The organism is uncultured Arthrobacter sp. (assembly GCF_964021775.1).
Classification (GTDB): Bacteria; Actinomycetota; Actinomycetes; order Actinomycetales; family Micrococcaceae; genus Arthrobacter.
In genome coordinates this window covers 18022-37948 of the sequence record NZ_CAXHZI010000003.1, presented here as the reverse complement: position 1 = coordinate 37948, position 19927 = coordinate 18022, and the positions used below count along the sequence as shown (strand labels likewise).

General features: G+C 70.2%; 19 protein-coding genes. 4 read left to right on the top strand and 15 right to left on the bottom strand.

Annotated elements, in window-relative coordinates:
* The 13 genes from ABIN76_RS03765 to dacB all read right to left on the bottom strand — a co-directional run bounded on the left by ABIN76_RS03765 (nucleotide 1) and on the right by dacB (nucleotide 12841).
* A complete protein-coding gene (locus ABIN76_RS03765; protein WP_346958386.1) occupies nucleotides 1-921 on the bottom strand; it encodes a DUF2520 domain-containing protein in 921 nt (306 codons plus the stop codon).
* Nucleotides 914-2482, bottom strand: coding sequence for a PH domain-containing protein (locus ABIN76_RS03760; protein ID WP_346958385.1), 1569 nt, complete (start codon nucleotides 2480-2482; stop codon nucleotides 914-916). The genes ABIN76_RS03765 and ABIN76_RS03760 overlap by 8 nt, the downstream gene beginning before the upstream one ends.
* Entirely contained in the window at nucleotides 2479-2991 is a 513-nt protein-coding gene (locus ABIN76_RS03755) for a PH domain-containing protein (protein WP_346958384.1), read from the bottom strand. The genes ABIN76_RS03760 and ABIN76_RS03755 overlap by 4 nt, the downstream gene beginning before the upstream one ends.
* Nucleotides 2972-3496, bottom strand: coding sequence for a DUF3180 domain-containing protein (locus ABIN76_RS03750; RefSeq protein ID WP_346958383.1), 525 nt, complete (start codon nucleotides 3494-3496; stop codon nucleotides 2972-2974). The genes ABIN76_RS03755 and ABIN76_RS03750 overlap by 20 nt, the downstream gene beginning before the upstream one ends.
* The gene (gene folK / locus ABIN76_RS03745) at nucleotides 3493-4041 is read right to left on the bottom strand and encodes a 2-amino-4-hydroxy-6-hydroxymethyldihydropteridine diphosphokinase (protein ID WP_346958382.1); all 549 of its coding nucleotides are present in this window, start codon (nucleotides 4039-4041) and stop codon (nucleotides 3493-3495) included. Before folK ends, ABIN76_RS03750 begins: the two co-directional genes overlap by 4 nt.
* Nucleotides 4038-4397 (bottom strand): dihydroneopterin aldolase, encoded by a 360-nt coding sequence (gene folB / locus ABIN76_RS03740; RefSeq protein ID WP_346958381.1) that lies wholly within the window; start codon nucleotides 4395-4397, stop codon nucleotides 4038-4040. Before folB ends, folK begins: the two co-directional genes overlap by 4 nt.
* 11 nt (nucleotides 4398-4408) lie before the next feature.
* Entirely contained in the window at nucleotides 4409-5383 is a 975-nt protein-coding gene (gene folP / locus ABIN76_RS03735) for a dihydropteroate synthase (RefSeq protein ID WP_346958380.1), read from the bottom strand.
* A 13-nt stretch (nucleotides 5384-5396) separates the two neighbouring features.
* Nucleotides 5397-6050 (bottom strand): GTP cyclohydrolase I FolE, encoded by a 654-nt coding sequence (gene folE, locus ABIN76_RS03730; protein WP_346958379.1) that lies wholly within the window; start codon nucleotides 6048-6050, stop codon nucleotides 5397-5399.
* Nucleotides 6051-6059: 9 nt separating this feature from the next.
* A complete protein-coding gene (gene ftsH, locus ABIN76_RS03725) occupies nucleotides 6060-8123 on the bottom strand; it encodes an ATP-dependent zinc metalloprotease FtsH (protein ID WP_346958378.1) in 2064 nt (687 codons plus the stop codon).
* Between the two features lie 202 nt (nucleotides 8124-8325).
* Nucleotides 8326-8877, bottom strand: coding sequence for a hypoxanthine phosphoribosyltransferase (gene hpt, locus ABIN76_RS03720; RefSeq protein ID WP_138767802.1), 552 nt, complete (start codon nucleotides 8875-8877; stop codon nucleotides 8326-8328).
* A 29-nt stretch (nucleotides 8878-8906) separates the two neighbouring features.
* Nucleotides 8907-9944 carry a tRNA lysidine(34) synthetase TilS gene (tilS, locus tag ABIN76_RS03715; RefSeq protein WP_346958644.1) on the bottom strand — a complete coding sequence of 346 codons (1038 nt, stop codon included), beginning with the start codon at nucleotides 9942-9944 and terminating at the stop codon, nucleotides 8907-8909.
* 98 nt (nucleotides 9945-10042) lie between these two features.
* Entirely contained in the window at nucleotides 10043-11179 is a 1137-nt protein-coding gene (locus tag ABIN76_RS03710) for a zinc-dependent metalloprotease (RefSeq protein WP_346958377.1), read from the bottom strand.
* Between the two features lie 147 nt (nucleotides 11180-11326).
* On the bottom strand, nucleotides 11327-12841 hold the full coding sequence (gene dacB, locus ABIN76_RS03705; RefSeq protein ID WP_346958376.1) for a D-alanyl-D-alanine carboxypeptidase/D-alanyl-D-alanine-endopeptidase: 1515 nt from the start codon (nucleotides 12839-12841) through the stop codon (nucleotides 11327-11329).
* 152 nt (nucleotides 12842-12993) lie between these two features.
* Here dacB and ABIN76_RS03700 point away from each other — a divergent pair, with 152 nt between their 5' ends.
* From ABIN76_RS03700 to ABIN76_RS03690, 3 genes are all read left to right on the top strand, one after another.
* Nucleotides 12994-13485, top strand: a complete 492-nt coding sequence (locus ABIN76_RS03700) for an inorganic diphosphatase (RefSeq protein ID WP_346958375.1) — start codon at nucleotides 12994-12996, stop codon at nucleotides 13483-13485.
* 121 nt (nucleotides 13486-13606) lie between these two features.
* A complete protein-coding gene (locus tag ABIN76_RS03695; RefSeq protein ID WP_346958374.1) occupies nucleotides 13607-14932 on the top strand; it encodes a carboxylesterase family protein in 1326 nt (441 codons plus the stop codon).
* 57 nt (nucleotides 14933-14989) lie between these two features.
* Entirely contained in the window at nucleotides 14990-15745 is a 756-nt protein-coding gene (locus ABIN76_RS03690; protein ID WP_346958643.1) for a DUF429 domain-containing protein, read from the top strand.
* A 60-nt stretch (nucleotides 15746-15805) separates the two neighbouring features.
* Here ABIN76_RS03690 and ABIN76_RS03685 read toward each other — a convergent pair whose 3' ends face one another.
* Entirely contained in the window at nucleotides 15806-18235 is a 2430-nt protein-coding gene (locus ABIN76_RS03685; protein WP_346958373.1) for a phosphoketolase family protein, read from the bottom strand.
* Nucleotides 18236-18410: 175 nt separating this feature from the next.
* Between ABIN76_RS03685 and ABIN76_RS03680 the strand changes: the two genes are divergently transcribed.
* Entirely contained in the window at nucleotides 18411-19010 is a 600-nt protein-coding gene (locus ABIN76_RS03680; RefSeq protein WP_346958372.1) for a hypothetical protein, read from the top strand.
* A gap of 40 nt (nucleotides 19011-19050) precedes the next feature.
* On the opposite strand, the gene ABIN76_RS03675 is transcribed toward ABIN76_RS03680, so the two are convergent.
* Nucleotides 19051-19899 (bottom strand): HAD family hydrolase, encoded by an 849-nt coding sequence (locus ABIN76_RS03675; protein ID WP_346958371.1) that lies wholly within the window; start codon nucleotides 19897-19899, stop codon nucleotides 19051-19053.
* Between the last annotated feature and the right edge of the window lie 28 nt (nucleotides 19900-19927).

The window sequence follows — 19927 nt, the reverse complement described above, 5'->3', positions numbered from 1 at the left end:
TCAGGGTCCTTCCTCAGGAATCGGGCCATCGGCGTCGGGGCCCTCGAGCGCCCGCCGGATGCCCTTAATTTGGTCCGGCTTCAACAGCCCGCGGCTGCCCGCGCGGCGGGCCGTCGCCCGTGCCATGGCCAGGTACGCCTCCAGAATATCGCCGCCGGAGCCGCCGTCGAGTTCCCGCAGCGCCTCCGAGTGCGCGGCGACAGTACCCACGTCACCGCGGGCCACCGGCCCGGTCAGCGCAGACTCGCCCGAGGCCAAGGCGTTTTCCAGGCTGGCGCGCAGCAGGGGCCCCAGCATGCGTTCGGGGGCTTCGACGCCCACCTCGCGCAGCAGTTCGGACGCCTGGGCCACGAGGGTGACCAGGTGGTTCGAGCCGTGGGCCAGGGCCGCGTGGTAGAGCGTGCGGTCGCCCTCGGCGATCGCGACCGGCTCGGCGCCCATCTCCACCACGAGCGCCTGCGCGATGGGCAGCATCGCCGGGTCGGCCGTCACGCCGAAGCTGCAGTCCAGCAGCCGGGTAAGGTCCAGGCTCATGCCGGTGAAGGTCATGGCCGGGTGCAGCGCCAGCGGGATTGCGCCCGCGGCCCGGACCGGGCGCAGGATGCCGACGCCAAAACGCCCGGACGTATGGGCCACGAGCTGGCCGGGCTGCCAGGCGCCGAGCTTCGCGAGTCCTTCGACCAGGGGGCCGAGCGCATCGTCGGGGACCGCCAGCAGCACCAGTTCGGCGCGCTCCACAATGTCCTGCACCTCGAGGACGGGGACACCGGGCAGCAGGGTTTCCGCGCGTTCGCGGCTCGCGTCCGAGACGGCGGAAACCCCGACGACGGCGTGCTCGGCGGCCCGCAGCGCCGCGCCCAGGACGGCGCCCACCTTGCCGGCTCCGATGATTCCGACGCCGAGGCGTCCTGGCTTAGCCATGCTGCGGCCCTTCCTTCGGTTCGTGGTCGAGAAGTTCGTGGTCGAGAAGTTCGTGTTCGACTGGTTCGTGTTTGAGCGGTGCGGCCGTGTCGAGCCAGTGTTCGCTGGTCTGCAGTTTCCGCGCGCTCCGGGCCCGGGCCGCCTGCGCGTCGAGCAGGGCCCTGCCCTCGTCCAGGCCGGCCTGGACCAGCCGCGGCGTCACCGGCCCCGCGGTGGTGTGCAGGACCAGGTCCGCCACCCGGAAGCGCCGGGCCAGCGGACCTTGCTGCAGCGCGATCGACTGGGTGCGCTGGTGCGGGACCAGCACCAGCTGGCGCCACCAGCGGCCGGACCGGATCAGCAGCGCGGTGTCGGTGGCGGCGAAGCCGTTGCGCCGCCAGCCCAGCGGGGCGAGCGGCCGCGCCCGCGCCGGTGTGGTGACGAAGCCGCCGTCGTCATCCCGGGCCGCCGGACCGCCGGAGGGCGCCAGGCCCTTCAGGCCCGCCGTGAAGACGCGCACGGGGTCCGGGGTGCCGGGGTCGGGCAGGACCAGCGAGAGCATGATGAAGACCTCCGCCAGCGTTCCGACCGGCAGCAGGGTGGTCCTGGAGGAGCCTTCGCCGTTGCCGCCGGTCGTGCCATAACCGGCCACGTTGACCTGCATCCGGTACCAGCCGAAGATCCGCCAGAGCGGCGGCTGGCTGATGCGCAGGGCCTGGACCCGGCCCGGCGGCAGCGTCTGGGCCTGGGTGTCCAGCAGGCCGTAGCGGAGCCGGATGCCGTCCGGGGAAATGGCAGCGGTGAAGTTGTAACCCTTGTTGAAGGAGTTCCAGTACGCCGCGGCCAGGCCCAGCCCGGCAGGGATCAGGTAGAAATAGAAGCTGCGGTTTTCCGTGACGGCCGAGAGCAGCACCGAGGCCACGGCACCAAGGACAATGAAGACGCTCTGCTCGCTCAGCACCAGCGACCCCGCCAGGCGTCGCGGCGGCACGGTCAGCACCACCCGTTCCGGCGCCTCCACGGCGGCTGCCGCCGGCTGGCCGGGCGCTGCCGCCGCCGCGGCACCGGCAGCACCGGGGGCGCCGGTGCCTACGGTAGCACCAGAGGCACCGGCCAGGATGGTCGCGCGCAACTGGCGGGCCTCGTCCGCGCGCAGGTAGGCCAGGTGCACCGCGGACGCTCCGGCGTCGGCGACCTCGAACCGGAGCTCAGCGAGCCCGAAAATCCGCGCCAGCAAAGGCTGCACGACGTCGATCGCCTGGACCCGGTCCAGCCTGGCCTGGCGCTGCTGCTTGAACAGCACCCCGGTGTTGACGCGCACGTACCCGTCAGCCACCTGGTAGCGGGTGAAGTACCAGCTCAGGACAAAGCCGATCACGGTCAGCAGCAGCACCGTGCCGCCGCCGAGCACCAGCCACGGCGCCCGCCCGGCGAACCGCTCGTCAAAGACCGGGCCGCCCTGGAGCAGCCGTTCGAAGGCGTCGCGGCCGAAAAAGAAAAACATCGCTGCCAGCGCCACCCAGCCCCGGACGAACGGGGAGGCCGGATGAACGCGCTGCCAGCCGTCCCCGGCGGCGCTCACAGCCCGGCCAGACGGGCCTCGCCGCGGGCGGACAGCTGTTCGCGCAGCCGCGCCCCCTCTGCCGCGGGCAGGCCGGGGATCTCCGCGCTGGTCCCGGCCGAGGCGGTGTGAAGCTTGAGGGTGCACAGGCCCAGTCCGCGTTCCACCGGGCCGGCGCCGATGTCCACGTACTGCATCCTGCCGTACGGCACCACCAGGACGCGCTGGAAGAAGATGCCGCGCCGGATCAGGAGGTCGTCCTCGCGTTCGGCGTAACCGATGGAGCGCACCTGGCGCGGGATGAGGACCAGCCGCCAGAGGGCCAGCACGAGCGCCGCGGCGGGCAGCGCGACGGCGAGCCAGAGCGGTGGCCAGTCCCACACGCCGGTGAGGACCAGGACGAGGGGCAGCGACAGGACCGCGACGGCGGCCACGTTGGCCAGGGCCCAGGCCGCCACCCGCACGGTGACGTAGCGCGGGGAAACCCGCAGCCAGGCCACCCCCGGAGGGTCAATCGCCTCGGTACGCATATTCGCCTTCGGCCTCGGGTTTGCCGCGCTTGCCCTGCAGCCCGGGGGTTCCCTCGGCGTCGCCGTCCTCCGGGGGAATCCGGCAGAACCGCTCCACCACGAGGCCCACCACCACCATGACAAGGCCGCCGCCGGCCATGGACAGCGTCTCCCAGGTGATGGATTGCCCGCTGCGCACAGACCACAGCCGCAGCTGGTCCAGGAAAATCCCGGCGTGCCAGCCCAGCAGCACGGTCCCGGTGTAAGCGCAGGCCTGGGCGAGGACGAGGGTCCAGGCGGCAAGGATCGGGTTGAGCATTTTCTTCTTTTTCCCGTTGCGCCAGCGCAGCACGCGGATGCCGAGGACCAGGGTGACGGCCACGATCACGCCCATGGTGATCAGACCGGTCAACGGCAGCACCGGGGTGTTCAACCCGTAGCGGGCGGTCATCAGGCTGGCGAGCCAGCCCAGGACGGCGAGGGCGACGCCGATGACGAGCAGCAGGAGCGGGCTGATCAGTTTCACGGCGCCTCCACCACGCCGGCCGTGCCCTTGAGTTCCTCGAAGCCGTCGAACGGCACGAGGTCCGGAAAATCGGCGGCCTTGGCCGCGAGGTCGCCCACCCGTTCCCCGTTCAGCTCGGCCGCGGGCTCGATCAAGGACCAGGGATAGAGCACAAAGGCGCGCTCCGCGGCGCGCGGATGCGGAAGCGTCAGGTCGGGGTCGGAGCTGACCACGTCGCCGTAGGTGATGATGTCCACGTCGAGGGTGCGCGGACCCCAGCGGACCTCGCGGACCCGGAAGTGCTTTTGTTCCACCGCGTGGCAGTGCCGCAGCAGGTCCTTGGGGGACAGCGAGGTTTCCACGGCGATCACCATGTTCAGGAAGTCCGGCTGGTCCGGCGGGCCGCCGACGGCCTTGGTCTGCACGATCGGCGAGATGGCCAGCAGCCGTACCTCGGGCGGGTCGACGAGGTCGGCGACGGCGGCGGAAAGCGTGTCGTTGCGCTCCCCCAGGTTGCTGCCAAGCGCGATCACGGCGCGCGTGTAGGGGGCGGCGTGCGGACTCATGGCCGTTCCCGGTGCACGCTGACGGACACGTCGCCAAAGTCGACCTGGATCGGGGCCTTGGGCTTGTGCACGGTGATGTCCACCGCGGCCACCGGGAAGCGCAGCAGCACATCGTCGGCAATCCGCACCGCGAGGGCTTCAATCAGGTTCAGCGGGGTACCGGTAATCCAGCCGCGGATACACTCGGCCACCTCGCCGTAGTGCGCGGTGTCCCGCACGTCGTCGCTCGCGGCGGCCTGGGAAAAATCCAGGTGCAGCACGGCGTCGACGACAAACGGCTGGCCGTCCCGGCGTTCGAAGTCGAACACTCCGTGGTGCCCGACGGCGGTAACACCGCTCAGCGTGATCCGGTCCATAATGCGCCGGTTCAGCTGTCGCCGGGTGCGGCCGGAGCCGCCGGGCCGGTGGCCGGGAGGGCCGGGCGGGCCGGACTGCTGGCCGGGGCGAGGCGGGCGGCGACCTTGACGGCGTCGAGGCTGGGCCCAACGTCGTGCACCCGGACGGCCCAGGCGCCGCGGTACGCGCTGATGGCGGTCACGGCCGCGGTGGCGGAGTCCCGTTCGTGGGGTGCGGCGGCCTTGCCGGCGACGGTCAGGAGGCTGCCCAGGAAGCGCTTCCGGGACGCGGCGACCAGGACCTTGTGGCCCAGGCCCTGCAGCACGTCGATGTTGTGCAGCAGTTCCCAGTTCTGCGACTCGTTCTTAGCGAAGCCCAGACCCGGGTCCAGGATGATCTGCTCCGGCGCGGCGCCGGCCGCGTACAGCTTGTCCCGGACACCGGCGAGTTCGGCGGCGACTTCCGCTGCCACGTCGTTGTAGTCGGCCAGCGAGTCCATGGTGTTCGCGTCGCCGCGGCGGTGCGTGAGGATGTACGGCGCCTTGCTCCGCGCCACGAGTTCGAGCATTTCCGGCTCGATCGTGAGGCCGGAGACGTCGTTGATGATCGCGGCGCCGGCGGCCAGGGCGGCCTCGGCGGTGGCGGCGTGCGTGGTGTCGATGCTGACGAGGGCTCCGGCCTTGACCAGCGCCTCCACGACGGGCAGCACCCGGCGCTGCTCCTCCTCGACGCTGACCCCGGCCGCGCCGGGACGGGTGGATTCCCCGCCGACGTCGATGATGTCCGCGCCGGCGTAGAACATCCGCAGTCCGGCGGCGATGGCTGTGTCCGGCGTCGCGTGGCGGCCGCCGTCGCTGAACGAATCAGGGGTGACATTCAGGATCCCCATCACGAGCGTCCGGTCCGTCGGCAGGTCCTTGAAACTCGCGGCCGGGCGCGGCTTGCGCAGCACGGGCAGCGGCGAGGTGGCAGGACCTGTTCCAGGGGCTGCGGCGAGGGAATCCATAGTGTGTTTTTTCTTACCTTCCGAGGATGAGGCTCATGGCTTCGGCGCGGGTGGCCGGGTCATGCAGTTGCCCGCGGACCGCGCTGGTGACGGTCTTCGCACCGGGCTTGCGGATGCCGCGCATCGACATGCACAGGTGTTCGCATTCGACGACGACGATCGCGCCGCGCGGCTTGAGGTGGGTGACGAGGGCTTCGACAATCTGCGTGGTCAGCCGTTCCTGCACCTGCGGGCGGCGGGCGAACATGTCCACCAGCCGGGCCAGCTTGCTCAGCCCGGTGACCTTGCCGTCGTGTGAGGGGATGTACCCGACGTGGGCGACGCCGTGGAAGGGCACCAGATGGTGCTCGCAGGTCGAGTAGAACGGGATGTCCTTGACCAGGACCAGTTCCTCATGGTCGAGGTCGAAGGTGGTGGCGAGGATCTCGGCCGGGTCGTGGTGCAGTCCGGCGAACATCTCCGCGTAGGCCTTGGCGACGCGTTTGGGGGTGTCCTGCAGGCCGCTGCGGTCCGGGTCCTCGCCGATCGCGAGCAGGATCTCGCGCACCGCCGCCTGGATCCGGGGGTGGTCCACGGTGGTGGTGTTCTGGCCGGGGGCCGCCGCCCCTTCCGCGGGGAAGGGGCCGGCGGTGGCGGGAACGTCGTCGTCGTCGAAGTAGGAAGTCACAGAAGAAGCCTAGCCGGGATGGCCGTCAGGCCCCAGATCCGTAACACCGCCCTGGAAGGGCTCCTGCCCGGGGACGCCCTGGGCGTGCGGCGGCCGGGTGTCCAGCGGTTCCTCGAGCCGGGCTTCCTTGGCTTCCTCCTGGGCTTCGCGCTCTGCCTTTTCACGGCGGGACTCGACCGGGCCGACGGCCTGGATCGGCCGGGTCTCCTTGGAGAGCCAGATCTCGCGGAAATCGCGTTTGCGGATATTCGTGAAGACCTGCGCGATCTCGTTCTGGTTCAGGGTTTCGCGTTCCAGCAGCTCCAGGGCCAGCTGGTCCAGGACGTCGCGGTTCTCGGTCAGGATGGCGTAGGCCTCGTCGTGCGCTCCCTCAATCAGGCGGCGCACTTCCTCGTCCACAACGTAGGCGATCTGATCCGAGTAGTTGCGCTCGTGGCCGGCGTCGCGGCCCAGGAACGGTTCGCCGCCGCCTTGTCCGAGGCGCACCGCGCCCACCCGCTCGCTCATGCCGAACTCGGTGACCATCTTGCGGGCGATCCCGGTGGCCTTTTCGATGTCGTTGGAGGCGCCCGTGGACGGGTCGTGGAAGACGAGTTCCTCGGCCACCCGGCCGCCCATGGCGTAGGCCATCTGGTCCAGCAGTTCGTTGCGGGTTACGGAGTACTTGTCGTTCTCCGGAACCACCATGGTGTAGCCCAGGGCCCGGCCGCGCGGCAGGATGGTGATCTTGGTGACCGGCGCCGAGTTGCGCAGCGCCGCCGCGACCAGGGCGTGGCCGCCTTCGTGGTAGGCGGTGACCTTGCGCTCGTGTTCCTTCATCACGCGGCTGCGCTTCTGCGGGCCGGCCATGACGCGGTCGATCGCCTCGTCGAGGGCGCGGTCATCGATCAGGTTGGCGTTGGAGCGGGCCGTGAGCAGTGCGGCTTCGTTGAGCACGTTCGCCAGGTCCGCGCCGGTGTAGCCCGGGGTCTTCTTCGCGACGGCCTTGAGGTCGACGCCGGGAGCCATCGGCTTGCCCTTCGCGTGCACCTTCAGGATCTGGTCGCGGCCGATCAGGTCGGGCGCCTCGACCGAGATCTGGCGGTCAAAGCGGCCCGGCCGCAGCAGCGCGGGGTCGAGCACGTCGGGCCGGTTGGTGGCCGCGATCAGGATGACGTTGGTCTTGACGTCGAATCCGTCCATTTCAACCAGGAGCTGGTTGAGGGTCTGCTCGCGTTCGTCGTTGCCGCCGCCGATGCCGGCACCGCGGTGCCGGCCGACGGCGTCGATCTCATCCACGAAGATGATGGCCGGCGAATTCGCCTTGGCCTGCTCGAACAGGTCACGGACCCGGGAGGCACCCACGCCAACGAACATTTCAACGAAGTCGGAACCGGAGATGGAGAAGAACGGCACGCCGGCCTCGCCGGCGACGGCGCGGGCCAGCAGCGTCTTGCCGGTGCCGGGAGGGCCGTACAGCAGGACGCCCTTGGGGATCTTGGCGCCCACGGCCTGGAATTTGGCCGGTTCCTGCAGGAATTCCTTGATCTCCTGGAGTTCCTCGACGGCCTCGTCGGCGCCGGCGACGTCGCTGAAGGTCACCTGCGGCATGTCCTTGTTAACCATCTTGGCCTTGGACTTGCCGAACTGCATGACCTTGGAACCGCCGCCCTGCATCCGGGAGAGCAGGAACCAGAAGAGCACACCCAGCAGCAGCACCGGGACCAGCAGCGAGAACAGGCCGGAGAACCAGTTGCTTTCGACCGGCTGGTCGGTGAAGCCGCTCGGCGGCTTCGCAGCGGTCACGGCCTTGACGACGTCGGCGGCGCGGGCGTTGACGAAGTAGAACTGGACGTTTTTGCCCTTGTTCTGCCCGTCAGCCTGGTAGTCGTCCCGCAGCACCAGGTCCACGCGGTTCTCGGCGTCGAAGATCTTGGCCTGCTCGACCTTGCCGGTGGACAACTGCTCCAGGCCCTTGTCCGTGTCGATCCGGACCGATCCCCCCGGGGCCAGGGTGGCAAAGGCCAGCAGGAGCATGCCGATAACAACGACAATCCAGATGCCCGGGCCTTTGAAGAAACTCTTAGCTTTCATCTGATCGGGGGCTCGCCCCGTCCCTCCTGGTAGTGCTGCACGGCGACCGATCTGCGCGCGTGTGGTGCTGCGTCAGGTTCTAGCTATACACCGTCGCAGTAACTCACGCACGGTCAAGGGTAAAAGTTCCCTATCGGCGTAGCGGAGGGCTGTGCGGGGGGCAGAACGGGCTCAGCGTCGAGCCGGGGCGGTGCCGCCGGTTCTACTCGTAGACGTGCGGTGCGAGGGTGCCCACGAAGTCGAGGTTGCGGTACTTCTCTGCGTAGTCCAGGCCGTACCCCACGACGAATTCGTTGGGGATGTCATAGCCGACGTACTTGACGTCGATCTGGACCTTGGCGGCAGTGGGCTTGCGGAACGCGGTGCAGATCTCCACCGAGGCCGGGCCGCGGGACTCCAGGTTGGTCTTGAGCCAGGAGAGGGTGAGGCCGGAGTCGATGATGTCCTCGACGATCAGGACGTCCTTGCCCATCAGGTCCGTGTCCAGGTCCTTGAGGATGCGGACCACGCCGGAGGACTGCGTGCCGGAACCGTAGGAGGAGACGGCCATCCAGTCCATCGAGACGTGGCTGTGCAGCGCGCGGGCCAGGTCCGCCATGACCATGACCGCACCCTTGAGCACACCGACGATCAGCAGATCGCGGCCTTCGTAGTCCTTGTCGATCTGGGCAGCGAGTTCGGTGATCCGGGACTGGATCTGCTCCTTGGAGTAAAGAACGTGCTTGAGGTCTGCCTGGACGTCGTTTGAATCCACCAATGGCTCCTGTGTAGATGCGGGTGCGACTATTCTTGGGGCGGTTTTTGAGGCCGGAATACAAGCTTCCCACAGCGGGCGCCCTCACGGGGACCGCCGGCGTCGGCGGACCGCTCCGCCGCGAGCAGCTGGGCGAGCGAGAGCCGGTAGACGCTGACACCGCCGGGCAACTCCACCGGCCCCGCGGAGCCCTGCCGGCGCAGCAGCGCCTCCGCGGCGAGCAGCCGCTGGTAGCTCGGCTGCTGACCGCCGACGGCGGCGGCCGCCTTGGCGATCACGCGGAACCTCACTGCCGGCGCCAGTTCGCGCAGCGCGGCCTCGGGCAGGCTGAGCTCCGTGCCGGCGCGCTCCTGCAGGCGGGCAAAAGTGTCGTTTGCCACATCCTCAAGGTAGTCGGCGTCGAGCTGCAGGATGGACGCCGTCCTGGCCAGCGACTCGGCCACGCCCGGGCCGAGTTTGTCCTCCAGCATCGGCAGCACCTCCACCCGGGTCCGTGACCGGGCGAACGAGGGGTCCTCGTTGCTGGGGTCGTGCCAGGGGTCCAGTCCCTCGACGGCGCAGATTTCCAGGGTGTCGGCCCGGCGCAGGCCCAGGAACGGCCGCAGCAGGCGGCCGCGCACCGGCCGCATCCCGGCGAGCGAGCGGGTCCCGGAGCCGCGCGCCAGCCCCAGCAGGACCTGCTCGGCCTGGTCGTCCAGGGTGTGGCCCAGCAGGATGGCTCCGGCGCCGGTCCCGTCGGCGGCGGCTTCGAGGGCGGCGTGCCGGGCGTCCCGCGCGGCGGCTTCCGGGCCCATCCCGGCGGGGGCGACGTCGACCGTGCAGACCTGGACAGGGGCGAGTCCCAGCTCCTGCAGCGCCGCGGCCGCCGCGGCGGCCACCTCCGCCGAGCCGGGCTGGAGCTGGTGGTCCACCACGACGGCGCCGACGGACACCGGGTGCCCGTCCACGTGGCCGCGGCGGCCGAAGTAGGCCGCGACGGCGGCGAGCGCCAGCGAGTCAGGGCCGCCGCTGCAGGCCACCAGCACCCGCGCGGGGTAGCCGGCGTCGGCGAGGGCGTCCTGCAGCATTTTCCGCGCCTTGCCGACGACGGGCGCCAGCCGGCCGGGCCGTCGTCGTCCGCCGGAGGCAGCTGGGAGATCCGGGTTGCTGGTGGCCGGCACGCGGACTAGAGCCCCATCCGTTCGAGCCAGAGCTTCGAGTCGTGGATTTCGGGTTCAGTGGGCAGGTGGTCGGCGGACTCCCAGACCTTGTTGAAGCCTTCCATGCCGGCGGCGTCAACGACTTCGCGGACGAATTTCGACCCGTCGCTGTACTGCCGCATTTTTGCGTCCAGGCCGAGCAGGCTGCGGATGAACTTCTCGATCGCTCCGCGGTCCTTGCCGCGGGCGTTGAACCGCTGCCGGATGGTCTTGACGGACGGGACGATGCTGGCGTCCACCGCATCCATGACCACGTTGGCGTGGCCTTCCAGCAGGCTCATGACCGCGGTGAGGTGCGAGATCGCCGCACGCTCGGCCGGGTCCTGCAACAGGTCCAGGATTGCCCCGCGGCCGGGGGCCGCTCCGGGCGCGGACCGGTCCTTGAGGGCCTTCGCAGCTGCCGCGGCGCGTTCCATGATCGAGTCGACGTTGCCCAGCAGGTGGGCGCTGAGGTCCTCGATCTGGTCCAGCATGTGGTGACGGAGCCAGGGGGCGGCGGCGAATTGCACGCGGTGGGTCTGTTCGTGCAGGCACACCCAGAGCCGGAAATCCTCGGGCGCGACGTTGAGCTCACGTTCCACCGCGATGATGTTGGGGGCCACCAGCAGCAGCCGGCCGGCGGCGGGGGCCGTGGAATTTTCAGCCAGCGCGGAAAAAGGGTCGTACTGGCCCAGGACCTTGCTGGAGAGGAACGCCAGGATGGCGCCCAGCTGGCTGCCGGTGATCGCGCCGCTGACGCTGGCGGCGCCCGGGCCCACGTTTCCACGGCGGCCTTCGAGCATTTTCTCGATGGCGGGCTGGAGCATCACGGCGAAGCTCTGCGTGTTCGCCTTCGCCCAGGACGCACGGTCCACCACCAGGACGGAGGAGTCGCGGAGGTCCCGGGCCGCCTCGAGTCCGGTGATGTCATGGACGTGCGGCACGGAAATGTCGGCCATCAGGCGCAGGTTTTCGACGGCGGCGCCGATCTCCGCGGACCCCAGCGACGGCCCGGCCGGCGTGAGCCGCGCGGCCGTGGACGCCGCGAGCTCCCAGTTGATCAGGGCCTGGGCCGGTGTTTGGCCTGGCGTCTGGGCTGCTGTCTCGCGCGAAGAGGACTCCATAGCCCCATCAGATCACAGCGGACCGGGGATGCGCCTTAAGTTCGTCGCGGAGCGAACGGGCAGCCGGTGCCCGCCGTTTCGATGGTTCCCCGCCGATTAGACGTTTCGCCCCACGAAAGCGCAGGGAACCGTCGAAACGGCGCCGCCTCAGCGGCAGCCGCAGCCGGCCAGGACCGAGGCTGTCCGGTCTAGGGCCGTCTTGTTGCCGGCAGCCCCGGGGGTGAGGCCGTTGCCGATGAAGGAGAAAACCAGGAGCCGGCCGTCGGCGTCCACGACGTAGCCGCTGAGGGCGATCACGGTGTTCAGCGTCCCGGTCTTGGCGCGGACCAGGCCGGCGCCCCGGGCGGTGCTGGTATCCGTGTACCGGCTGCCCAGTGTTCCGGTCAGTCCGGCCACGGGGAACCCGGCCAGGGCGGACCGGAGGCGGGTGTCCGTGCCCGTGGTCATCGCGCGGACGACGGCGGCGAGCTGCCGCGCCGAGACCTTGTTATCCAGGGTCAGTCCGGCCAGGTCGGCTGCCCGGAGCGTGGCCGCGGGAATGCCCAGTTCCTCGAGCTGCCGCAGGACGGCCGCGACGGCGCCGGCGTTGCTGGCCGGTTTCCCGCTGGCCACCGCCACCATCCGGCCCAGCACCTCGGCGAGGTAGTTGTCCGAGGTGCGCAGCATCAGGTCCACCTGCTGGCTGACGGTGGCGGACTGGACTTCGGCGAGGACCTTGCCGGCCTGTCCGCCGGCGGCCGGGGAAGGCTTGCGCGCCGCGGGCAGCCTGGCGACGCCGGGTGCCACGGTGAGCCCCGCGGCGGCGCCCGCGGCCGAGAGCCGGGCGGCGAACGCCTCGGCAGCGGTCATGGCGGCGTCCCGGGGACGGGGTCCGGTGGTGACGGCGGGGTCGAAGCGGGCCGAGTTCAGTGCCAGCGGAAACAACGGCGCCACTTCGCCGGCGGCCACGTCCTCCGGGCTCCAGGCCGGGCTGAGGGACGGTCCGGTGAAGAGCGAATCGTCCAGCAGGACGGACACCGGGCCGGTTGTGCCGGCTTTCCGCAGGGCATCCACGGTGGACTCCGCCAGGGTGGCGAGCCCGCCACGGCCCAGGACCGCGTCCGGCGCGGACTTGCCGGCGCCCAGCAGCACATCTCCGCCGCCGGTCAGGACCACGGAACCGGGCTTGGGGCCGGCCACGACCCTCGTGCTGAAGCGCCGGTCCGGGCCCAGCGTGCGCAGCGCGGCGGCGGCGGTCAGCAGCTTGATGTTGGATGCCGGGGCGCGGACCTCGTCGCCGGACCGGTCGAAGAGCACCTTGCCGGTGATGGCGTCCTGCACCACGCCGCTGAAGGATCCGGCGCCGTCGGTCTTCAGCGTGGCGGTGAGGGCTGCGGTGAGGACTGCGGCTTCCGGTACCGGTGCCGCGTCACTGAGCGGCCGCATGGCGCCGGCGGTTCCCGGACCGCCGTCGGGCGTGCTGAGGCTGGCGGGCAACTGCTGCCAGGGTCCGGCCGCGGCGGGTTCCGGGGGCCGGGCCGGACCCCGGAATCCGGGGCTGACCGCCACGCCGGCGGGGACGGCGAGCGCGATGACCAGAAGGGTCAGCAGCAGCATCGGAATGGTGCGCCCCAGCGTTCCGGGCGCGTGAGCCGTGCCCTCCCGGCTCTTTCTGGGTTTCATGCTGCTGTTGGTCCTTTAGTCCTGAAATGTCCCCACTAGTTCCTGAAACCAGGGCCTGTCGCTATATCCTCAATAGTAGTCGGCGGCACCGGCACTGATTTTTTGCTGGTCGTGTGTGCCGCGCACCCCCTGAATCCGTCGAGGAGCATTCCATGAAGCATGACGTGACCATCGAGATCCCCAAGGGATCGCGCGTCAAGTACGAAGTCGACCACGAGACCGGCCGCGTCCGCCTGGACCGCGTCCTGTTCACCTCCATGCAGTACCCCACGCACTACGGTTTCTTTGAGAACACCCTCGGCGAGGACGGCGACCCGCTGGACGCCCTGGTGCTCCTGCAGGACTTCGACCTCTACCCCGGCGTGATCGTCGAGGCCCGCCCGATCGGCGTCTTCAACATGACCGACGACGGCGGCGGCGACGCCAAGGTCCTCTGCGTCCCGACGGATGCCCGTTTCGACCACATCAACGAGATCGGCGACGTCAGCGAGTTCCTGATCAAGGAGATCGAGCACTTCTTCACCCGGTACAAGGACCTGGAGCCGGGCAAGTGGGTCAAGGCCGAGGGCTGGGGCGACCGTGCCGCGGCCGAAGCCGAACTCGAGGCGTCGATCAAGCGCTTCGTCCCGGGCGCCGGACACTAGTCCCGCCCCCTTCAGAGCGCGAACGTACACTTGAGGCCCCCGAATCCGCGGATTTTGGGGCCTCAAGTGTACGTTCGCGCTCTGCCAGCCGTGGATCAGGAATGTGTGAAATCGTTGGTTCATGAACGCCGAGCCTGCCTTTAGCCCGCCCTGCGGCCCGGTCACCGGGTGGCGCGACGGCGGCGTGCTGCGCGCCACCGGAATCCCGTACGCCACCGCCGCACGTTTCCAGCCGCCGGCGCCCGCGCCGGACCGGACCGACACCCTGGCCGCCACCTCGCTCTCCCCCGCCTGCCCGCAGGCCCCGGTGCCGTTCCTGGACGACATCCTCGGCACCCGCTACGGGGAGCTTCCCGGCAGCGAGGACTGCCAGCGGCTTTCCATCACCATTCCGGAGGACCTGCACGACGGCGAACGCGTGCCGGTGATGGTCTGGCTGCACGGCGGTTCCTATACCTCCGGCTCGGGCGACCTGGCGATCTTTGACCCCAGGGCCCTCGTCGCCGAAAACCGCGTCATTGTGGTCTCCGTGACGTACCGCCTGGGCCTGTTCGGCTATCTGGCCACCGGCACCGGCCGGCCCGCCAACCTCGGCCTGCTGGACCAGCTGGAGGCCTTCCGCTGGGTGCAGCGCAACATCAGCGCTTTCGGCGGCGATCCGGAAAACGTCACGGCCTTTGGGCAGTCCGCCGGCGGCGACGCCGTCGCGCACCTGATGGCGACGCCGGAGGCGCCCGCCCTGTTCCGGCGCGCCATCATCCAGAGCGCGCCGCTGGGCATCACCCGGGGCCGGGACAAGATGAGCCGCGCCATGGGTGTCGCCGCGGAAGCCGTCACCGAAGACACCCCGGCGATGGATGTCGTGGAGATCGAGGAGCACGTGTCGCAGGTGGCCCGGAAGTTCGGGCTGATCGCGGCCATGCCCTTCGGCACGCAGTACGGGCACGCGCCCCTGCCGCCGGAGTCCGGGATTGAGCAGGCCTGGAACAGCACGGCCCCCGGCATCGAGGTCCTGATCGGGCACACCTCCGAGGAGGCCCGGATGTTCCTGCCCCGCAACCGCGCGGTCAGCCGCCTGGCCAAGGTCCCGGTACTCGGAACCGCCGCCGTCAAGGCCATCAACTGGGCCGTGACCGAGGCGGTATACGGCCGGTCCGCCAGGCGGTTCGCCCGGCGCCACGCGCGGGCCGGCGGCACGGCGTACAGCTATGTGCTGTCCTGGGCCGCGCCGGGGAACTTCTACGGGGCCGCGCACACCGTGGACCTGCCGCTGCTCTTCGGCGACCGGCAGACCTGGGCCGGAGCCGGGCTGCTCACCGGCGCCAGCTGGGAGGACATCAACGCCCACGGCCGGGCCCTGCGCGCCGTGTGGGCCCGCTTTGCCTCGGGGAAGGGCCTGGAGCGCCGCGGCGGGATTCCCGGCGCGTTCCGGTACCGCTCGCTGTGAGCCGGACGAAGGGCTGATGCCGTGACCGTGTCGCCGAACAACCCGGACCGGCCGCGGATGCTGACCCTCGGCATCGACCTCGCCGCGGCCACAAAAAAGACCGCGGCAGCCGTGATCGAGTGGGGCGGGGGCACCGCCCGCCTGTCGCACCTGTCGCTCGGCGTGGACGACGACGACATTGTGCGGCTTTTCGGCGCCAGCGACATGACCGGGATCGATTGCCCCGTGGGCTGGCCGGACGCGTTCCTGCCGTTCATCGCGGGACACCTGGCCGGCGAGGCGCACCCGGTGCTGGACTACGACGGTATCGAGGGCCGCCGGTTGCTGGCCTACCGCGACACCGACCGCTTTGTCACCGGGCGGACCGGGCTGATCCCGCTCAGCGTCTCCGCCGACCGGCTGGCGCACCCGGCGATGCGTTGCGCCGTCATCCAGGCCAAGATCGCCCTGGACCAGGGGCCGCAGGCCAGGGACGGCAGCGGACGGCTGGCCGAGGTCTACCCGGCCGCGTCGCTGAAGTCCTGGGGCCTGCTGGCCCGGGGGTACAAGGGCCGCGGCGGCGCGGAAACGCAGCGGCTGGGTGAACTCCTGGACGGGCTCCGGCAGGCGGCACCCTGGCTGGACCTGGCCGGACATGAGGACGCGCTGGCCGGCTCGGACGATCTGTTCGACGCGCTGATCGCCTCGCTGACCGCGCGGGCCGTGGCCCTCGGCGCGACCCTCCGTCCCGACGCCGGCCACGCCCGGGCCGCCCGGTCCGAGGGCTGGATCCATCTGCCCACCGGGGGGCTGTCCGGGCTCACCGGCCCTTAGCCGGCCCGCGGCGCGGGCTGCTACCCGGGCCGGCCGGTACGCGGCTATTCAGGTACGCGGCTATTCAGAGCTGAGGGTCCAGCCGCTGATCTCCTTCGCATCCTCGCCGTGTTCCCGGGTGTGGTTGTGCGCGCGGATGCGCCGGTCCTGCAGCGACTGGCGCAGCAGCGAGTGCCGTTCCGCCAGTCCCGGCACCCGGTCGATCGCGTCGATGGCCAGCTGGTAGCGGTCGATCCCGTTCAGCATGGCCATGTCGAACGGCGTCGTGGTGGTGCCTTCTTCCTTGTACCCGCGCACGTGCAGGCCGTCCTGGTTGGTCCGGCGGTACGCCAGCCGGTGGATCAGCGACGGGTAGCCGTGGTAGGCGAAAATGATCGGCTTGTCCGCGGTGAAGATGCCGTCAAAGTCCCGGGACGAGAGGCCGTGCGGGTGCTCGGCGGCGTCCTGGAGCCGCATCAGGTCCACCACGTTCACCACCCGGATCTTCAACCCGGGCGCCCCTTCCTTGAGCAGTTCGGCCGCCGCCACCGTCTCCACCGTGGGGACGTCCCCCGCGCAGGCCAGCACGACGTCGGGCTCCTCGCCCGGAACCTCCGACCCGGCGAATTCCCAGATCCCCAGGCCGCGCTGGCAATGGTGCGCCGCCTCGGCGGGCCCCAGCCAGGTGGGTGAGGGCTGCTTGCCGCTGACCACGATGTTGACGTAGTCCCGCGAGGCGAGGCAGTGCTCCATCACGGAGAGCAGGGTGTTGGCGTCCGGCGGCAGGTAGACGCGGATGACCTCCGCTTTCTTGTTCACCGCGTGGTCGATGAAGCCGGGGTCCTGGTGCGAGAAGCCGTTGTGGTCCTGCTGCCAGACGTGGGAGGAAAGCACGTAGTTCAGCGAGGCGACCGGCTGGCGCCAGGGCAGCTCGCGGTGGACCTTGAGCCATTTGGCGTGCTGGTTGAACATCGAGTCGACAATGTGGATGAAGGCTTCGTAACAGCTGAACACCCCGTGCCGGCCGGTCAGCAGGTAGCCTTCCAGCCAGCCCTGGCACAGGTGCTCGCTGAGGACCTCCATCACCCGGCCGGCGCGCGCCAGGTGCTCGTCGATCTCTTCGATCCGGTACTGCCAGACCTTGTCCGTCACCTCATACACGTCCTGCAGCCGGTTGGACGCCGTCTCGTCCGGACCGAACAGACGGAAGGTCTCCGGGTTGAGCGCAATCACGTCCCGCAGCCAGCCGCCTAGGGTCAGCATGGCGCTGACCCGCTCCTGGCCCGGCCGGGCGACGTCCACTGCGTGGTCCGTGTAGCCGGGCAGCAACAGGTCCCGCAGCAGGACGCCGCCATTGGCATGCGGGGTGGCGCTCATCCGCAGCTTCCCGCCGGGGGCGTTGGCGGCGACGTCGGGCCGGAGCCGGCCCTCGCCGTCGAACAGTTCGTCCGGGCGGTAGGACTCCAGCCACCGGCCGAGCTGGGCTAGGTGTTCGGGGTTGGTACGGACTTCGGCCAGGGGCACCTGGTGGCTGCGCCAGGTGCCTTCCACCTGCAGCCCGTCGACCGTCTTCGGGCCGGTCCAGCCCTTGGGTGAGCGCAGCACGATCATCGGCCACGCGGCGGCTGGCGCGTCGTTGCCGCCGGCCCCGCCGGCTGTTGTTGCGACCCTGCGGGCCGCCTGGATCGCCCGGATGTCGGCCAGGCAGCGGTCCAGCACCGCGGCGAAATCGCGGTGCGCGGTCGCGGTGTCCTCCGGGTCGGTGACGGTGACGAAGTGCGGTTCATGGCCGTACCCGCGCAGGAGCTGCTCCAGCTGGGTCTCCGGCATCCGCGCCAGAATCGTCGGGTTGGCGATCTTGAAGCCGTTCAGGTGCAGGATCGGCAGCACGGCACCGTCCGCGGCCGGGTCCAGGAAGTTGTGCGAGTGCCAGCTCGCGGCCAGCGGCCCCGTCTCCGCCTCGCCGTCGCCGATCACGACGGCGGTGATCAGCTGCGGGTTGTCGAACACCGTGCCGTAGGCGTGCGCCAGCGAGTAGCCGAGTTCGCCGCCTTCGTTGATGGAGCCCGGGGTTTCCGGGGCGGCATGACTGGGGATGCCGCCGGGGTAGGAGAACTGCCGGAACAGCTCTGCCAGGCCGTCCTCGTCCGGGCCCACGTTGCTGTAGATCTCGGAATAGGTGCCCTCCAGCCATGCGTTCGCGACGACGGCGGGCCCGCCGTGGCCGGGGCCGGCGACGAACAGCATCTCCTGGGAATCCCGCCGGATGACCCGGTTCAGGTGCGAGTAGATGAAGTTCAGCCCCGGCGTGGTCCCCCAATGGCCGAGCAGGCGCGACTTGGTGTCCGCGGCGCTCAGCGGTTCGCGCAGCAGCGGGTTGGAGCGCAGGTAAATCTGGCCCACGGACAGATAGTTGGCCGCCCGCCACCACCGGTCCACCAGGCCAAGTTCGTCCGCGCCGGCCGTCTCCGCGGTCCGCTGCCCTGTCCCCTGCTCCAACCCATCAGCCACTGCTGCACTCCGCCCCGGTTCGTGCCGCCGTCGGCAGCGTCTTGATCCATCGCAACATTTCCGGCGGCCCGAGACAAGCCCGCCGCGCGTCCCGGCGGGGGCCGCGGCGGGTCTGTGACGGGGGCTGTCCCGGGTACTTGCCTCGCGTTTGCCACGCGGTAGTGTGGCATCCAGTATGTTCACGCTGACCATCAACCAAACCGACAGCCGGCGCGACGGCGACCGTGTGCCGCAGCTCCTCAAGGACCTGCGGCACATTCCCGCGCGCCTCGACTTCGACCGCTCGGTGGAGGATGAGGTCCAGGGCATCCTGGACTGCCCGCGGCAGGCCGTCGAGGCGGCGCTGATCGCCCTGCGGACGGGTGCCTGGTACGTCGGCATCGGAGTCGGCCCGGTCAACGAACCGCTGCCGAACCAGATCAAGGACGCCTCCGGCCACGGACTGATTTATGCGCGCCGGGCGGTGGACCGGCTGAGGAACAGCAAGGAACGCATCCCGGTGGCGGTTGAGGGCCCGTACTCGGACCTGGCCGCGGAAGCCGAGGCCGTGCTGCGGCTGCTGGGCCATATTGTGCACGACCGAAGCGCCGCCGAGTGGCGGGTGCTGGACCTGCTCACCCCCGGCGTCCGCGGCCAGCAGAAGGCCGTAGCCGAGGAATTGGGGATCACCACCCAGGCCGTGAGCAAGGCCGTGGCCCGGTCGCAGTGGAATGAGGAGCACGCGGCCCGGCCCGCCGCCGCCCGGCTGCTGGGCCTGATCCTCGACGTCCGTTAGGCCGGACCCGCCCCGCAGAAGCCGGCCCGCCCGCGCCGCCTTAGCCGAGGATGCTGCGCAGCACGTGCGCGGCGCCGTCGTCGTATACCGAGTGGGTGACCTCGTCAGCGGCGGCGATCACCTCGGCCGGCGCCTGTCCCATCGCCACGCCGCGGCGCGCCCAGGTGAGCATTTCGATGTCGTTGCGGCCGTCGCCGACGGCCACCGTGCGGTGCGCGCCGATGCTGAGGCGCCCGCGCAGCTGCTCCAGGGCGCTGGCCTTGGTGACGCCGGCGGCGGCGATGTCCAGCCAGGCCGTCCAACCGACGGAGTAGGTGACGCCGGCGAGGCCCACGTGGCGGATCGCCGCGTTGAACTCCTCGGGCGTGTTCTCGGAGCTGAACACCACAACGCGGACGGCGGTGGCCTCCAGCATGGTCTGGAAGTCGACGCCGATCGCCTCGACGCCGAAGCTGGCGTCCTGGAAGCGTTCGGTGGAGAGGAAGTTGCCGTTCTCGTCCTCGAGCGCATACTTGGCCGAGGGCAGCCGCTTGCGCAGCGCCCGGAGCGCGGGGCCGGGGTCGAAGGTGGCCTTGTGCAGCACCTGGTAGCCGTCGGCGAGTCCGGAATCCACGCGCAGCGTAACGCCGCCGTTGGAGCAGACCGCGTAGCCGGTCTCGATGCCGATGTGCTCGATGATGGGCAGGGTCGCGTTGAGCGAACGGCCCGTCGCGATCATGACCTCGTGCCCGGCAGCCACCACGGCCTGCGCGGCTTCCCGGACGGGAACGGACATGTGCCCGTCGTGGTCGACGAGGGTTCCGTCGACGTCGAGGGCGATCATCATTTTTTCGTTTGCTTCGCGCTGGTCATCGTTGCCAGCGACTGAGGCTTCAGTCAATGTAGTCATCCAATAAGTAGAGCAGACACCGCCGACA

What these genes read in the sequence shown, in the direction of transcription:
- ABIN76_RS03695 (WP_346958374.1), top strand. Translation starts at nt 13,607, where the DNA reads ATGAACGCCGAGCCTGCCTTTAGCCCGCCCTGCGGCCCGGTCACCGGG.
- folP (WP_346958380.1), bottom strand. Translation starts at nt 5,383, where the DNA reads ATGGATTCCCTCGCCGCAGCCCCTGGAACAGGTCCTGCCACCTCGCCG.
- ABIN76_RS03765 (WP_346958386.1), bottom strand. Translation starts at nt 921, where the DNA reads ATGGCTAAGCCAGGACGCCTCGGCGTCGGAATCATCGGAGCCGGCAAG.
- ABIN76_RS03700 (WP_346958375.1), top strand. Translation starts at nt 12,994, where the DNA reads ATGAAGCATGACGTGACCATCGAGATCCCCAAGGGATCGCGCGTCAAG.
- dacB (WP_346958376.1), bottom strand. Translation starts at nt 12,841, where the DNA reads ATGAAACCCAGAAAGAGCCGGGAGGGCACGGCTCACGCGCCCGGAACG.
- ABIN76_RS03675 (WP_346958371.1), bottom strand. Translation starts at nt 19,899, where the DNA reads ATGACTACATTGACTGAAGCCTCAGTCGCTGGCAACGATGACCAGCGC.
- ABIN76_RS03680 (WP_346958372.1), top strand. Translation starts at nt 18,411, where the DNA reads ATGTTCACGCTGACCATCAACCAAACCGACAGCCGGCGCGACGGCGAC.
- folK (WP_346958382.1), bottom strand. Translation starts at nt 4,041, where the DNA reads ATGAGTCCGCACGCCGCCCCCTACACGCGCGCCGTGATCGCGCTTGGC.
- tilS (WP_346958644.1), bottom strand. Translation starts at nt 9,944, where the DNA reads ATGCTGCAGGACGCCCTCGCCGACGCCGGCTACCCCGCGCGGGTGCTG.
- folB (WP_346958381.1), bottom strand. Translation starts at nt 4,397, where the DNA reads ATGGACCGGATCACGCTGAGCGGTGTTACCGCCGTCGGGCACCACGGA.
- ftsH (WP_346958378.1), bottom strand. Translation starts at nt 8,123, where the DNA reads ATGAAAGCTAAGAGTTTCTTCAAAGGCCCGGGCATCTGGATTGTCGTT.
- ABIN76_RS03710 (WP_346958377.1), bottom strand. Translation starts at nt 11,179, where the DNA reads ATGGAGTCCTCTTCGCGCGAGACAGCAGCCCAGACGCCAGGCCAAACA.
- ABIN76_RS03755 (WP_346958384.1), bottom strand. Translation starts at nt 2,991, where the DNA reads ATGCGTACCGAGGCGATTGACCCTCCGGGGGTGGCCTGGCTGCGGGTT.
- ABIN76_RS03690 (WP_346958643.1), top strand. Translation starts at nt 14,990, where the DNA reads ATGCTGACCCTCGGCATCGACCTCGCCGCGGCCACAAAAAAGACCGCG.